The sequence below is a fragment of the Pseudoalteromonas sp. SM9913 genome, from assembly GCF_000184065.1.
Lineage (GTDB): Bacteria > Pseudomonadota > Gammaproteobacteria > Enterobacterales > Alteromonadaceae > Pseudoalteromonas > Pseudoalteromonas tetraodonis.
Genome location: NC_014803.1, coordinates 3,047,189 through 3,062,934 on the forward strand (window position 1 = coordinate 3,047,189; position 15,746 = coordinate 3,062,934).

Annotated in this window: 14 protein-coding genes and 1 rRNA gene; 8 read left to right on the top strand and 7 right to left on the bottom strand. The window is 40.3% G+C overall.

All coding sequences use genetic code 11. The features are described 5' to 3' along the window. From PSM_RS13960 to PSM_RS13980, 5 genes are all read right to left on the bottom strand, one after another. Complete coding sequence (locus PSM_RS13960; protein ID WP_013466056.1) at window positions 1-1,068, bottom strand: PDDEXK nuclease domain-containing protein; 1,068 nt, start codon at window positions 1,066-1,068, stop codon at window positions 1-3. After that, on the bottom strand, window positions 1,058-2,737 hold the full coding sequence (locus PSM_RS13965) for a class I SAM-dependent DNA methyltransferase (RefSeq protein ID WP_013466057.1): 1,680 nt from the start codon (window positions 2,735-2,737) through the stop codon (window positions 1,058-1,060). Before PSM_RS13965 ends, PSM_RS13960 begins: the two co-directional genes overlap by 11 nt. A gap of 13 nt (window positions 2,738-2,750) precedes the next feature. Next, window positions 2,751-3,029: a restriction endonuclease gene (locus PSM_RS13970; RefSeq protein WP_013466058.1), complete on the bottom strand. Its 279-nt coding sequence runs from the start codon at window positions 3,027-3,029 to the stop codon at window positions 2,751-2,753. A gap of 330 nt (window positions 3,030-3,359) precedes the next feature. Further along, complete coding sequence (locus PSM_RS18300) at window positions 3,360-3,947, bottom strand: hypothetical protein (RefSeq protein ID WP_013466059.1); 588 nt, start codon at window positions 3,945-3,947, stop codon at window positions 3,360-3,362. Next, a complete protein-coding gene (locus PSM_RS13980; RefSeq protein WP_013466060.1) occupies window positions 3,947-4,651 on the bottom strand; it encodes an AHH domain-containing protein in 705 nt (234 codons plus the stop codon). The genes PSM_RS18300 and PSM_RS13980 overlap by 1 nt, the downstream gene beginning before the upstream one ends. A 382-nt stretch (window positions 4,652-5,033) precedes the next feature. Between PSM_RS13980 and gmk the strand changes: the two genes are divergently transcribed. The 5 genes from gmk to PSM_RS14005 all read left to right on the top strand — a co-directional run bounded on the left by gmk (window position 5,034) and on the right by PSM_RS14005 (window position 10,445). Next, window positions 5,034-5,654 (top strand): guanylate kinase, encoded by a 621-nt coding sequence (gene gmk, locus PSM_RS13985; protein ID WP_013466062.1) that lies wholly within the window; start codon window positions 5,034-5,036, stop codon window positions 5,652-5,654. 125 nt (window positions 5,655-5,779) lie between these two features. Next, the gene (gene rpoZ / locus PSM_RS13990; RefSeq protein ID WP_008108220.1) at window positions 5,780-6,055 is read left to right on the top strand and encodes a DNA-directed RNA polymerase subunit omega; all 276 of its coding nucleotides are present in this window, start codon (window positions 5,780-5,782) and stop codon (window positions 6,053-6,055) included. 127 nt (window positions 6,056-6,182) lie between these two features. Beyond that, window positions 6,183-8,288, top strand: coding sequence for a bifunctional GTP diphosphokinase/guanosine-3',5'-bis pyrophosphate 3'-pyrophosphohydrolase (gene spoT, locus PSM_RS13995; protein ID WP_013466063.1), 2,106 nt, complete (start codon window positions 6,183-6,185; stop codon window positions 8,286-8,288). Between the two features lie 12 nt (window positions 8,289-8,300). Then, a complete protein-coding gene (locus tag PSM_RS14000) occupies window positions 8,301-8,693 on the top strand; it encodes a RidA family protein (RefSeq protein WP_013466064.1) in 393 nt (130 codons plus the stop codon). Window positions 8,694-8,840: 147 nt separating this feature from the next. After that, window positions 8,841-10,445 (top strand): DUF342 domain-containing protein, encoded by a 1,605-nt coding sequence (locus PSM_RS14005; protein WP_013466065.1) that lies wholly within the window; start codon window positions 8,841-8,843, stop codon window positions 10,443-10,445. Window positions 10,446-10,478: 33 nt separating this feature from the next. Here the strand turns inward: PSM_RS14005 and asnA are convergent, their stop codons facing one another. Beyond that, window positions 10,479-11,474, bottom strand: coding sequence for an aspartate--ammonia ligase (gene asnA, locus PSM_RS14010; protein ID WP_013466066.1), 996 nt, complete (start codon window positions 11,472-11,474; stop codon window positions 10,479-10,481). 185 nt (window positions 11,475-11,659) lie between these two features. On the opposite strand from asnA, the gene asnC reads away from it, so the two are divergent. The 3 genes from asnC to recG are packed head-to-tail and all read left to right on the top strand — an operon-like array spanning window position 11,660 to window position 14,985. Further along, window positions 11,660-12,118, top strand: a complete 459-nt coding sequence (gene asnC, locus PSM_RS14015; protein ID WP_013466068.1) for a transcriptional regulator AsnC — start codon at window positions 11,660-11,662, stop codon at window positions 12,116-12,118. A 41-nt stretch (window positions 12,119-12,159) separates the two neighbouring features. Then, on the top strand, window positions 12,160-12,846 hold the full coding sequence (trmH, locus tag PSM_RS14020; RefSeq protein WP_013466069.1) for a tRNA (guanosine(18)-2'-O)-methyltransferase TrmH: 687 nt from the start codon (window positions 12,160-12,162) through the stop codon (window positions 12,844-12,846). Between the two features lie 57 nt (window positions 12,847-12,903). After that, complete coding sequence (gene recG, locus PSM_RS14025) at window positions 12,904-14,985, top strand: ATP-dependent DNA helicase RecG (RefSeq protein ID WP_024601821.1); 2,082 nt, start codon at window positions 12,904-12,906, stop codon at window positions 14,983-14,985. A gap of 589 nt (window positions 14,986-15,574) precedes the next feature. Here the strand turns inward: recG and rrf are convergent. Continuing rightward, window positions 15,575-15,689 (bottom strand): 5S ribosomal RNA (rrf, locus tag PSM_RS14030). Window positions 15,690-15,746 lie beyond the last annotated feature (57 nt).

A 15,746-nucleotide genomic window follows, 5' to 3' on the forward strand; every position in this document is an offset into this window, starting at 1 on the left:
TTACTCTTCATCATCAAGCTCCTTTTGCTGGTTACTCAGCTGCTGTTGCACGCGGGCACGCTCTTTTTCAAGCTCGCGCTTTAGCTCTTCTTCGCTCGGTAATTGAGTCAGGTATTTTGACGCAAATAACTGCTTGCTTTCGTTCAGCACGGAGTATTTAGCCACGGTGTGGTTATGCTCGCTACAGAGAATTAAACCAATAGTGGGATTATCGTCAGGGCGGCGTTGTTGCTCTTCGTACATGCGCACGTACATGTCCATTTGTCCCACATCTTGATGGGTGAGTTTGTTGAGTTTTAAATCAATCAGCATAAAGCATTTAAGATGGAAATTGTAAAATACTAAATCTATAAAATAGTCACCATCGTCAGTGCAAATACGTTGTTGGCGCGCCACAAAGGCAAAGCCTTTACCTAGCTCTAATAAAAACTTTTGTAAGTTATTAATAATGCCTTGCTCTAGGTCTGCTTCTAGGTATTGTCCGCTATCTAAATTTAAAAAGTCGAGAATGTAGGGGTCGCGTAAATAGTCTTGCGCTTTATCGGTCAGTAGCAAAGTATTTTGCTGGGCTTCTTGCTCAACGGGCTGTTTATTTTTACTGGCTAATAAGCGCTCGTAATACAAGGTGCCCATTTGGCGTTCAAGTGCGCGCACGCTCCAATTTTGCTCGGCAGATTCTTGCATATACCAAAGCCGTGCCGCTTGGTTTTCAATACGAATTAGTTGAGTGTAATGCGACCAACTCAATTTTGCAGACAGTGTCTGCAAAATTGGAAACGCCAGATAAAAGCTGCGCATATTAGCAAGATTACGGCTAGAAAAACCCTTACCGTATTCTTTGGTTAACTGCATTGAGAGCTGTTTAAGTTGGGATTTCCCGTACTCGGCACGGTTTTGCCCTTGTTGTTCTTGTTCAACAATTAACTGGCCAATATGCCAGTAAGCTTGCACCATGGCGCTATTAACCGCATGTTTAACTTGGCTTTGCGCTTGGTCAATTACTTGACGAATATTGGCTAATAGCACAGGTGTAACCTCGGTTGTGATATTAGGTTGTTTAGATGTCATACCCTAAGCCTTCGAGGTTTTGTTTTATTTGCGCCTCTAAATGCTCTGACTCTGCAAATTGGCTTTTAAGCTGAGTAGTTAAGCGCGCCATTTTATCAGCAAAGAGTTCGCCATCGTCTTCGGCGGCTTCTGCGCCCACATAACGCCCTGGGGTTAATACAAAATCGTGTTTGGTAATGCCTGCAAAATCAACACTGGCACAAAAGCCTGCGGTGTCTTGATAGTCGCTTGCTTGCTGCCAATTGTGAAAGGTGGCGGTTACTTGGTCTAAATCGGTTTGAGTAAAGTCGCGCAATACACGGTCTTTCATATAGCCTAAGTTGCGCGCATCAATAAATAGTACTTTGCCACGGCGGTCGGTTAATTGACGGCCTGAGGCACTCACTCGCGCATTTTTGTTTTTAGTTAAAAACCAAATACAGGCAGGGATTTGGGTATTCGTAAATAGCTGGCCGGGCAAGGCTACCATGCATTCTACTAGGTCTTGCTCAATGAGGGCTTTGCGGATTGCACCTTCGTTATTGGTGTTTGACGACATTGAGCCATTAGCCAGTAACAAGCCAACACTGCCATTGGGCGCTGTGTGATATAACATGTGTTGTAACCAAGCAAAGTTGGCATTACCCGATGGCGGCGTGCCATATGCCCAGCGAGGGTCATCATCACTCACGCCAACATCCCACTCTTTCATGTTAAATGGCGGGTTAGCCATTACAAAGTCGGCACGCAAATCAGGGTGTTGATCGTTGGTATAGGTATTAGCTGGCTCTTTACCAAAGTTAAAATCGATACCACGAATCGCCATATTCATCGATGCTAACTGCCATGTGGTGTGGTTGTATTCTTGGCCGTAAATAGACACATCGCCAATTTTACCTTTGTGCGCATTTATAAAGTGCTCACTTTGTACGAAGAACCCACCCGAGCCCATAGCTGGGTCGTATACACGGCCTTTAAAGGGTTCCATCATTTGTACCATGAGGCTTACAATTGATTTAGGCGTGTAGAACTGACCACCTTTTTTACCCTCTGCTAATGCAAATTGGCCAAGCATGTATTCATACACATGACCCAGAATATCTTTTGAATTTAATGACGCATGCACAAAAGGAATAGTCGCGATTAAGTCGATAAGTTCTGCCAGTTTAACTTGGTCTATTTGCAGGCGTGTGTATTGCTTATTAAGTACGCCCTTAAGTTTTGGGTTGGCAACTTCAATGGCATCAAGCGCGTTATCAATTAAGTGACCGACCGAAGTGATTTTAATGGTTTTATCGTTACCAATTGGCAGCTCAGCGCCACCAATTACCGTTTTATTATTATCTTGTAAAAACGACCAGCGCGCTTGAGTTGGCACCCAAAATGTATTGGTTTCAAGATAATAATCACGCTGTTCTAACTCAACTGCAAGTTCTTCTTGGTACTCAGCTGATTCTTTCCCTCCAAAGTCTTCTGGGTCTAAAAAGTAATCGCTATCAGGATTATTAAACGCGGAGATTAATTCGTCTTGGCGAATTTTAAAAGCATCAGACACGTATTTAATAAACACTAAACCCAGTACGGCGTGTTTATACTGCGCAGCATCAAGAGTTGAACGTAGTTTGTCGGCAGCATTCCAGAGTTTTTTTTCAAGATCGGTTAGAAATTGTTGTTCTTCAGTATTGGTCATTAGTTTTGCCTAATTAATCTTCTATAAAATAATCGCTATCAAGCGCTTTTACTTCAAATACGCGTTTGGTACTAACGCCTAAGTTATGGGTAAGCATTAGCTCGGTAAGTTGCGCACCATCTATAAGCACTATGCGTTTGTCTATTCTACCAATGTAATCAAAAGCGTCTTTACTAAAACCGCTGGTGGTGATGAATACACCTTTTTTAGCGCGGTGCATATCAAGCGCACCGGCAAAGGCTTGTATATCTGGGCGGCCAACTGTTTTATTGGTGTAGCGTTTGGCTTGCAAGTATATCATTTTAAAAGTGGAGTAATGAAAGATTGGTGATCGCGTAACGACATACTATTCCCTGCCAAACCATATTAGTAGATAACTAAACAGCTAATCCATTATTCTCATTAGTTGAGATAATATACAAATTAAGAATATGGGGCAAAGGTTATGTAAGCAGCTTTACTATGCTTTATAAACAATTAACCCCTCGCAGGGCGCTGAGCTTAAGGGTAGCGGGAGGGGTGTTGTTACGTCAAATTGTAGAGCTTAAAAGTATAATTTCAAGATATTTGTATATACCTAAAAAGTATACTTGAGTGATAAATACACTTTATAAGTATAAAATCAAACAAACGGATCTAGTAAGTCTTCGTCAAACACTAAGCCTTTAAGTTTGTTACTTTGGATGATATTTTTAAACTCATCAGTACAATAAACTTTTTGAGCGCCTTCCAGCTTAGACTTAAATAATAACTTATTTTGTATATCATCTTGCTCAAAGTTAAGTAACTCTAAACCGTCTTCAAAGCCATCTTCGTACTTGGTCAAACACATGTCTTTTTGCTCTTGTCCGAAGGTAAGCAAATTAAACAACATCATGTTATTGCCTTCAGCTTTAACGGGTAAAAACTCTCCAAAACTAGCTAAACGCTCTTTCAATAACTCATATACTGGCATCTTCATTATTAAAAAATGACCTAAGCGCGATATGTCATAGTTTTGCTTTTTAGCTTTACCAAAATAGTCAAAGTGTAGTCCTTCGGGCCATAGATGGCTAAATTCGATATTATTAAGTGAAGATGACATAAACATCCTTAGTACAGTATCTGTATCAAGGTCGTTATTTTTTGAAATTGTTTCTGAGAGCTCAACAATATCAAGGTCGATCACGTCATATGTGTAAGCTTCGTTTTTAATTTGATATACAGTCACTATAAAGCCTTCCAGTTTTCATCTTTTGGTGCAAGTAAACCTGCAGGCACAGTACCTGTTTTTATTTTAACTTTAACCGTTTTCAGCCTATTCAAAAATAAAGCTCTAGGCGTAGCCGCATTACCAAAGTTAGTATTAATCCATGTCTCATAGTTATATCTGTGTAGCTTTCGATGAGGTGGCGAAGCTGGGCTATCCCAGTTCTGGTCTTTATTTTTTTCAAAGTTTATTAGCCATACACCGTTAATGGGATCGTTAATGCCAACTCCATGCAGATGAAGGTTAAGTCTTGTTTGTAACATGTTCGCTGATTGGTATTTCCCTGTGCCACAAATAATATGGTGAGCCTCGTGTAGCTTAGTTGGTTTGGGTTCCCCTATTGCAGCCAAGTGACGAGCAAGCTTTTGCGTTGGATGATGCTTTTCTTGTTTTAATTGTGTAACTGTAGAGTTTGCACTCAGCTCACGATATTCTTTTAAATCTGTTTGTAAGCGAGCATGAGCTGTAATTCTCTCTTTCTCTTTTTGCAAATGATTAAAGTCACGAGCCATCTTATTTTTAAGCTCTTCACTCGCCTGCCCTTTTTGAGCTATTCGCTTGTTATGAAAATCTTTAGCTTTTAACTCATAATTATAAATAGCCATTTCTAAGGGTGAAGGGTTTTGAGGCCTTTCAGGGTGAGGGTACTGCTGTAATTGTTTCATAAAAACACTCTTCCTTGATTATTTGATTACAATTGGGTGTATAATACAAAAACTAAACAGTTTATCAATTTTTATGTATGTTTTTCGGTACTGATTTAAACTTACTTCCTCTTTAGTAAAATAATCTCTATGCACCAGAAACCGACTCCAAGTGGTTACCATAGCGGTTACCAAACACAGTTAAAACACTCTCCACCAAGATTAAACCACTGATAATAATGAGGTTTAAAATATCGTTCCATATTCAGATCCAGAATATTGAGTAACTTTTTTTGGCTTTACCACTCACTTGAGCATAATTAGCTAAATAAAGTACAATATAATAATTGAAGGCTTGAGCTGTTTATAGTTCGAGCCTGTTTATTTTTAGATAGAGAAAATAATGGCACACTCTCGCGGAAACTTATTTATTTTATCTGCGCCTTCTGGGGCGGGTAAATCGAGCTTAATAAATGCATTACTGAAAAAACATGCTGATATGAAAGTATCGGTATCACACACCACCCGCGCACCGCGCCCTGGTGAAAACGATGCGGAACACTACCATTTTGTATCGGTTGATGAGTTTAAGGCACTAATTGCCAAAGATGACTTTTTTGAATGGGCACAAGTATTTGACAATTATTACGGTACTTCTAAGCAAGCTATTGAAGAGCAACTCGCCGCTGGCATTGATGTGTTTTTAGATATTGATTGGCAAGGCGCTCGCCAAGTTCGAGAAATAATGGATGACGTAAAAACTATCTTTATTTTACCGCCGTCAAAGCAAGAGTTAGAGCAACGTTTAAATAACCGTGGCCAAGACTCAGCTGAAATTATTGCCGGGCGTATGGCACAAGCTCAATCAGAAACCTCTCATTACGATGAGTATGACTTTGTTGTTGTGAATGATGATTTTGATACTGCTTTAAGTGAGATAGAAAGTATTGTTATTGCACAGCGATTAACGCTAAAAGCGCAAACAACACGTCATCAAACTTTAATTAATGAGCTACTCAAATAATCTAAATTAAGATAAATTAGGTGTTCATGCCCTAAAACAGATAAAAATTAACCACTGGCTATTGGCGAAACCTGCTGCGTGCAGTAAACTACGCCTTTGCTTTTAAATTATTTTGGAGTGCTAAGATGGCTCGCGTAACAGTTGAAGATGCAGTAGATGCAATTGGTAATCGTTTTGACTTAATTTTAGTTGCGGCCCGTCGTGCCCGCCAAATTGCTGTTGGTGGTAAAGATCCACTAGTAGATCCTGAGAACGATAAGCCAACAGTTGTTGCTTTACGTGAAATCGAACTTGGTTTAGTTGATAATTCTTCAATGGATGTTATTGACCGTGAAGAACAACAACACCAAGAAGCGGCAGAACTAGCTGCTGTTGCTGCCATTGTTGGTGGCAACCAATAATCAACCGCCCGGTTTGATTTAGCTAACGGCATAGTATTTCAACTATAGCCGTTGGCAATCCTTTGTTTTCATCGTATATTCGTAACTTATCCTAACTTATTTGCTTCACGAGAACATTGGAGTGTGAATGTATCTTTTTGAAGGTCTTAAAAAGAAAATCTCAAAATACTTGCCAGCAGACGATGTTGAGCTAGTTCAAAAAGCCTATGTGGTAGCCCGAGAGGCCCATGAAGGTCAAACTCGCTCAAGTGGCGAGCCTTACATTACTCACCCCGTTGAAGTAACTCAGATACTAGCTAGCATGCACCTTGACCATGAAACGCTCATGGCAGCATTGATGCACGATGTGATTGAAGATACCGATTTTAGCCAACAAGATTTAGCTGAAATATTTGGTGAAACGGTGGCTGAACTCGTTGAAGGTGTGAGCAAGCTTGATAAGTTAAGCTTTAAAGATAAAAAAGAGTTTCAAGCTGAAAACTATCGAAAAATGATTATGGCAATGACCCAAGATATTCGGGTTATTTTAATCAAGTTGGCTGATAGAACGCATAACATGCGAACATTAGGCGCACTTCGTCCTGATAAACGCCGCCGTATTGCTCGCGAAACTCTAGAAATTTATGCGCCGATTGCTAATCGTTTAGGTATTCACGATATAAAAAATGAGCTAGAAGACTTAGGTTTTCAAGCGCTGTATCCAATGCGTCATCGTGCACTTAAATCTGAAGTGGCTAAAGCGCGTGGAAATCGCAAAGAAGTTATTTCAAATATTCAAACAGAAATTGAAGCACGCCTTGAGGAGTCTGGCATAAAGGCCACCGTATCAGGCCGTGAAAAGCATCTATACAGTATTTATAAAAAAATGCTCAACAAAGAGTTACTATTTAACGAAGTCATGGATATTTACGCTTTTCGTATTGCGGTAGATTCTATGGACACCTGTTATCGCGTACTCGGCGTTGCTCATAACTTATATAAGCCAATTGAAACCCGCTTTAAAGACTATATTGCCGTGCCAAAAACTAATGGCTATCAATCACTTCATACTTCTTTGGTTGGCCCGCATGGTATTCCTGTTGAAATTCAAATCCGTACTCACGATATGGATCACATGGCAGACAAAGGAGTCGCGGCTCACTGGATGTATAAAAAGTCTGGTGACAATGCGGGTCACACTGCGCAGCAGCGTGCTCGCCAATGGATGCAAAGCTTACTAGAGTTACAGCAAAGTGCGGGATCATCATTTGAGTTTGTTGAAAACGTTAAAACCGAACTCTTCCCTGAAGAAATTTATGTCTTTACCCCAGATGGTCGCATCGTTGAACTGCCAATGGGCGCGACTGCGGTCGATTTTGCTTATGCCGTTCATACTGATGTTGGTAATACTTGTGTAGGCGCACGCGTTAATCGTAAACCTTATCCTTTAAGTAAAGCCATTGATACTGGGCAAACAATAGAAATTATTACTAGCTCAGGCGCTCATCCTAACGCAACATGGCTTAACTTTATTGTTACTGGTAAAGCGCGACTGGGCGTACGTAACTACCTTAAAAGCCAACAGCATGAAGAAGCATTATTATTAGGTCGTCGCTTACTTGATTCAGCCCTAGGTGAAAACAAGTTTGATAACCTGCCAGCTGAAAATATTACGCGAGTGCTTGAGGAGCATGAACTCTCTTCAACCTTAGAGCTACTGGTAGAAATTGGCTCAGGTAATTTAATGAGCATGCTGATTGCCAAACGCTTATTACAAAACGATAACGATGATTTAAACGATATTGCTAAACGTGCAAAAGCGACCATTATTGGTACAGAAGGCATGTTAGTTAATTATTCTAAATGTTGTCGTCCAGTGCCTGGAGACGCTATTACAGCTCACGTAAGCCAGGGTAAAGGTTTAACGGTTCATCGCCAAGAGTGTAAGAACATTCGTGGCTGGGAAAATGATCGTTCAAAATACCTAGTCGTAAAATGGGATGATAATCCAGAAAAAGAATACATTGCGGCTTTACGAGTAGAAATTATTAACCACCAAGGTGCGCTGGCTAAATTAACCAATGTGGTCGCAACGACACAGGCCAATATTGTAGAAATAGCTACCGATGAAAAAGAAAGTAATTTATACGTGATAGACTTAGGGATCACAGTTAAAAACCGTATCCATGTCGCTAATATCATGCGTCGTATACGTGTGATGCCGGATGTACAAAAAGTCTATCGTAAAAAATAAAATAGGAACATCATGAATAAAGCATTTATATCAACGGATAAAGCACCTGCAGCGATTGGCACATACAGCCAAGCAGTAAAAGTGGGCACAGCGGTTTATTTATCTGGGCAAATTCCACTTGTCCCTGAAACAATGGACGTTATATCTGAAGACTTTAGCGAGCAAACACACCAAGTATTTAAAAATATTTGTGCGGTTTGTGAAGAAGCTGGCGGCACCATTCAAGATTTAGTAAAAGTAAATATTTACCTTACTGATCTTTCAAATTTTGCCATTGTTAACGAAGTAATGAGCCAATATTTTAAACAGCCTTATCCTGCTCGCGCTGCTATTGGCGTTCGTGCACTACCTAAAGGTGTACAAGTAGAAATAGACGGCATTATGGAACTTCCTTCAACAAACTAACCTCTATAAGCTATGAGCGCCGCTCATAGCTTTTATTCCAATCTGTAACTACACTTTGATGAATTCTTGACTCAAAACTAAAATTCTAGCACTCTGTAATCACGTTATTTTATTAAACCTTACTTTAGTAGTAGAAAAGGATAACTTGTGTTTAAGCTTGCTCATAATGGCAATGTATTGCTCGATACGAGTAAATCTGCACCCGCCAGTGCTGCTTTTATCATTGAAGCAATTGAACAATCGCCTTACAGCGAGTGTGAAATCAATCATGACGCCATAAATAACTATTTCAGCAGTGCAACACCTGAACGTATATTAGTTGTTGCAACACGTCATGATGCCACCTTAAGCGTGGAGATAAGTGATGATAAAATGCTAGCCACGGGCACGCTCACTCTTGCTAAAGGGGGAGCAACACTGAGTTTTGATGAAGCTAAAAAAGAATTAGTTAAAGCGCACGTCGCAAGAGGTTATAAACAAGCATTTTTAGAGCAACTTTTACAAAAGCAATCTGAACTCCCACCTGGCTCCGTAGTCAGTGGTCCACTCGCCAAAGGGCGCTTACCTATAGACGGTAAACCAACTAAATTTAACGCAATGGTTCAAACACTTAAAGATCGTCTCAAAGCCCCTAAATTAAAAGAAGATGGCAGTGTAGATATGCGTGACTTTGGTAAGTTAGCAAGTGTAAAACCAGGTGAATTACTAGTACAGCAACAACCCGCTACACCAGGCCAAGAAGGGTTTACCGTGTTAGGCGATGTATTACCTGCAAAACCCGGAGAGGTTCATACTCTAATTGCAGGTGAGGGCACTGAAATCTCAAAAAATAATCCGATGGAATTACTCTCTACGATTGCTGGCGTGCCGGTTGAAATAAATAATGGCATGCGTGTTGACGATATTTTTACTGTCAACGATGTGTCGGTAAAAACAGGGCATATCGACTTTGAAGGCAGTGTGATAGTGAGTAAAAATGTAGAGCCAGGAATGCGTATTAATGCAACGGGCGACATTACCGTTTTTGGTACGGTTGAATCTGGCGAATTAACCGCAGGAGGCGATATAACTGTAAAACAAGGGGTAATTGGCCATCAAAAGCCTGAAGATAAATCACTGTCTTGTAGAATAATATGCGCAGGCGATGTCCATGCCTCACACTCTCAATATTGTTACATTGAAGCTAATAACATTCTGCTTGAACGTCAAGCTAGCCACAGCTCAATGAAAGCAAAGAGTACAATACAAATTGGTCAATCAGAGTTACCTAAAGGAAAGCTATTTGGGGGTGAAATTCTAGATGCCACTAAACTGATTGCCGGCGAGATAGGTAATGAATCTGGTGCTAAAATGGTAATTAATTTAGCGGCTTCAGCCACTGAAATGACCAAAGAGATTGATAAATCTTTTAGTGAACTAACAGCAACAAATGAACAAGTTGATAGTTTACAAGCGGCTTTAGAAAAAGCAGATTTAATTAAAGATGCAGATAAAAAAAATGAACTCATAAATAAAATTGGCACCACGCAGCTACACCATAGTCAGCAAGCAGAACAATTAGAAAAGCAGGTAGCAGGTTTAGAGCAAAAACTGAATACGTTACTCGATGAAGCCATGTTGACTGTGAATAGCGTTTTACATTCGGGTGTAGAGATCCATATCTTCAATAAACTGCTTAAAACGACCCGTAACTTCCCACCGAGTAGTGTTAAGTTAGAAAATAATAAAATAGAAATTGAATTTAAAACTTAATAATAAGGGGCTGTTAGTAACAGCCCCAACTTTTTATAGTAAACCGTCTACACTTGTATAGGTTTGCGCTGGCCACACACCTACCTGCACTTGCCCTATATGTTGTTTTTGTAATAACAGCATCGCTAAACGAGATTGACCAATACCACCGCCAATTGTCTGTGGAAGCTTACTTTCTAGCAATGCCTTATGCCAGTCAAACTCTAAACGGTCTTCGTCTCCCGTAATACTTAATTGAGTTTGCAATACTTCAGGGCTTACACGAATTCCCATCGATGAGATTTCGAAAGCGTCTTCAAGCACTGGGTTCCATACTAAAATATCACCATTTAATCCCATGTACTGCTCGCATGTCGGGGTTGACCAATCGTCGTAATCTGGCGCTCTCACATCATGAATTTTGCCATCACTCAATGCTCCCCCAATACCAATTAAAAATACAGCGCCATATTCTTGAGTAATCGCCTTTTCACGCTGCTTGGCTGTAAAATCTGGGTACATTTTACGTAATGCTTCACTATGTACAAAAGTAATCTCTGTGGGTAAAAATGGTGTTAAACCAAAGCTGTCACTAACATATTTCTCAGTAGCTTTAATACCTTGGTAAATAGTTTCAACCGTTTGCTTCAAAGTAGATAAAGAACGCTGCGTACTTTCACAAATAACTTGTTCCCAATCCCACTGATCAACATACACAGAATGGATTGGACTTAATGAATCTTCATCAGGTCGCAACGCTTTCATTTGCGTGTAAATTCCTTCACCTTTAGAGAAACCATACTCGCCCAAAGTTTTACGTTTCCACTTTGCTAACGAATGCACGACTTCATAACGGCTATCTGTAATGGCTTTAACATTCACCGCAACAGCGTTCTCGTGTCCACTTAAGTTATCCTGAGTACCGTCACCTACTTTAGCTAAAATAGGTGCCTGTACTTCAATTAAGCCTAACTTTTGCTCTAATTGCTGTGAAAAAAACTGTTTAACTTTACTTATTTGCTGCTGCTGCTGCACATAGTGTGAACTCATAATAATTGGCCTCATTCCCAGTTATTGTATTGGCGACTCAGCGCTTAGTAGCGCTTCAATATGGTTATCGTAACAATTAAACGGTTTAATTCAATAACCCATAACAAAAATAGCTTTAAGATATTAAAATCATTAAAAAAATGGTATAAAAACATTAAATACAACAATACAAAGCAACTAAACCTATGGAAAATTATCAAATCGATAATCTAGACAAACAGATTCTGCATGCATTAATGGATAATGCACGTACACCCTATGCTGAATTAGCAAAGCGTTTCGGTGTCAGTGCAGGAACAATTCATGTGCGGATTGAAAAAATGAAACAAGCGGGGATCATTACAGGTACCCAATTAACCATTAATACCAAACAGCTTGGCTACGATGTATGTTGTTTTATCGGCATTAATTTAAATAATGCCAGAGACTACCCACAAACTCTGATTAAGCTTGAATCATTAGAAGAGGTTGTTGAAGCATATTACACCACCGGTAATTACAGTATTTTTATTAAAGTAATGACTCGCTCGATCGATCATCTACAAGATGTGTTGATCAATAAAATACAAGCAATAGAAGCTATTCAGTCAACCGAAACCCTTATCTCATTACAAAACCCGATTAGCCGAACAGTGGTGCCTTAAGGTGAAAAATCTCGTATAATTTGCCGAAAAAGAGGACTCCCATGCAGAAAACTCGTTATCAAAGAATTGAAAGTGTACTTTCACGTCGTCAAACCGATCTTACCGTGTGTTTAGAAGACGTACATAAACACCATAACTTATCTGCCATAGTCAGAACGGCCGATGCTGTTGGTTGCCATCATGTGCATGCAGTCTGGCCAGAAAAGCAAAAGTGGCTAACCAATAATACCTCAGGTGGCAGTAAGAACTGGTTAGACACACACCTTCACAAAAATATAGATGATGCCGCAGCCAGTATCCGTGCTCATAACCCTGATGTACAAATTTTGGCAACTCATTTAAGTGAAGATGCCGTCGATTTTAGAGAAATTGATTACACTAAACCCACTGCAATTATTGTCGGCCAAGAAAAAACGGGGATCTCAGAAAAAGCGCTCGAATATGCAGATCAAAACATTATTATTCCAATGCAAGGCATGGTGCAATCGTTAAATGTATCTGTTGCAGCAGCATTAATCTTATTCGAAGCACAACGTCAACGTGAGTTAGCTGGGTTATATAATAGAAATATGCTGAGTGAACAAATAAAACACCCACTGTATTTTGAAGGCTGCCACCCAATTATTGCAAGGCAGTGTAAGCAAAAGAACTTACCTTATCCCGCACTTAATGAGCATGGCGAAATCGTTGCGGATGAACAATTTTGGCAGGCATTAAAACATACTTGATGCATATACAGTGTATAAGTACACTTAACTCACTAAATAACAATAATTGAGCCTACTTTGTCTAAACCTAGCTTAAGCCAATACCCAATCACAGAACTTAAAGGCGTAGGCCCTAAAATGGCTGAACGACTTTTAAAGCTAGGCATCACCACAGTGCAAGATATGCTTTTTCATTTACCGCTAAGGTATGAAGACAGAACGCGTATTTATGCTATTAGTGAGCTTACGGCACATAGCCATGTAACGGTTCAAGCAACCATTGAAACAAGCCAAATTACCTTTGGTAAAAGGCGTATGCTGGTTTGCCAAATAAATGATGGGACAGGTAGGTTAACACTACGATTTTTTAATTTTACCGCAGCACAAAAAAACGCATTTAGCGCGGGTAAAATAATTCGCTGTTTTGGCGAAATACGTCGCGGACGTGTTGGCTTTGAAATGAGTCATCCTGAATACAGTATTAGCGACACTTTTGAACAGCAACCAACATCATCAACACTTACGCCAGTCTATTCAACAACCGAGGGGTTAAAGCAACTCTCTATCAGGGCGTTGAGTGAACAGGCAATAGAATTGCTTCAAAAATACGCAGTAGAAGAGCTACTACCTCAACAATGGCAACCATCGCAACTACCGTTAAGTGATGCGTTATTGCTACTGCATCGCCCCCCTAATGATGTTGATATAATTGCGCTTGAACAAGGGACTCACCCAGCACAACAACGGCTCGTTTTTGAAGAGTTGTTGGCTCAAAATCTCAGCCTCTTAAAAGTAAGAGAGCAAGGACAACAAGTTAAAGCTATTGCCCTTGAGCCCACTAATCCATTAGAAGCGCAATTTCTAGCACAATTACCCTTTGCGCCAACCAATGCACAAAGCCGTGTAGTATCAGAAATTAAAACAGACATGCAACACGCTTACCCTATGATGCGACTTGTCCAAGGGGATGTAGGCTCTGGTAAAACATTAGTCGCAGCCCTGAGCGCTTTAACTGCGATAGCACAAGGCTATCAGGTCGCATTAATGGCGCCAACAGAGATATTATCAGAGCAACACGGAATTAACTTTTCCAGCTGGTTTGAAAACCTTGGAATATCGGTTGCTTGGCTAGGCGGTAAAACAAAAGGAAAAGAGCGAGTTAATACCCTTGCAATGATCGCCTCTGGTGAAGCGCAGATGATTGTGGGTACCCATGCTTTATTTCAAGATGAAGTAAAATTTAACAATCTCGTACTTATCATTATTGATGAGCAACATCGATTTGGGGTTCATCAACGTTTATCACTGCGTGAAAAAGGGCGCTTTGGTGATTGTTATCCACATCAACTAGTAATGACAGCAACACCTATACCACGTACGCTTGCGATGACTGCTTATGCAGATTTAGAAACCTCAGTGATCGACGAATTACCACCAGGAAGAACACCAATTACCACTGTTGCCATCCCTGATACCCGCAGAGATGACATCATTAGTCGGGTGAAACTTGCCTGTAATGAACAAGGTCGACAAGTTTACTGGGTATGTACTCTTATAGACGAGTCTGAAGTATTACAATGCCAAGCAGCGGAAGACAGTGCTTTACAATTAAAAGAAGCCTTACCTGAACTTAATATTGGTTTAGTCCATGGGAGAATGAAAGCCACTGAAAAGCAAGCCATTATGAGTGAGTTTAAAACGGGGAACATTCATGTACTTGTCGCAACAACCGTGATCGAGGTCGGTGTTGATGTCCCCAATGCGAGCCTAATTATTATTGAAAACCCAGAGCGCTTAGGTTTAGCACAGCTTCACCAATTACGAGGCCGTGTAGGACGTGGGGCAACCGCATCGCATTGCGTTCTTTTATACCATGCGCCACTTTCTCATACTGCACAGAAGCGATTAGGAGTACTGCGCGATAGTAACGATGGATTTGTTATCGCAGAACGTGATTTAGAAATACGCGGCCCAGGTGAAGTACTTGGAACTAAACAAACAGGTTTAGCCGAATTCAAAATCGCTGATTTAACACGCGATAAACAAACACTCAATCAAGTAAGACCCATCGCACAACAAATGCTTAAGCAATATCCTCAGCATATAGACCCACTTATTCACCGCTGGTTAGGTAATAAATCAAACTACGCACAAGCATAGTCGGTTTTTAAACTTTACTTTTCACTTCATCATCCAGACTTATACCAATTCGCTTAATTAAGCGGTCTATTTTGAGGCAGGAAAAACGGGTTGATAGCTAGGCAAAAAATTCGCTATTTAGTTGTTCTAAATGAGAATTTTTTAACACAGATAGCGACACGTTTAGCCCCGCAAAATGATTGAGTATTATTGCGGATTGGTATTACCCCAAACGGATATATTTTCATAATGCCTTTATTCTCAGGCCTTCTATTGCAAGATGTCGTGGTGTCGTCCAAAGCGTTAGAGTAGTCTTTAGGCGCTTATTCTTTTACTTTTACCTGATGCCTTTTACCTTTCACCTACGTTTTTACTTTTCTGCAGACGTAAAAAAGCCCGACTATTTCTAGTCGGGCTTTCTCAATTTGGAGCCTGGTGATGTCGTAGTGCCCACAGCGGTAGAGAGCCATATAGCAAATGTATAGAGTCGGCATTAGGCGCTTATTATTTTCCTTTTACCTGATGCCTTTTACCTTTCACCTGCGTTTTCACTTTCCTGCAGACGTAAAAAAACCCGTCACATCGCTGTAACGGGTTTCTCTTATTTGGAGCCTGGTAATGTCCTACTTTCACATAGCAAATGCTACACTATCATCGGCGCTGTTTCGTTTCACTACTGAGTTCGGCATGGGGTCAGGTGGGTCCAAAACGCTATTGTCACCAAGCAAATTTGGTGTAAGGTCGATTTAATCAAGCTTACTAAAATTTGGAATTCTGATAAT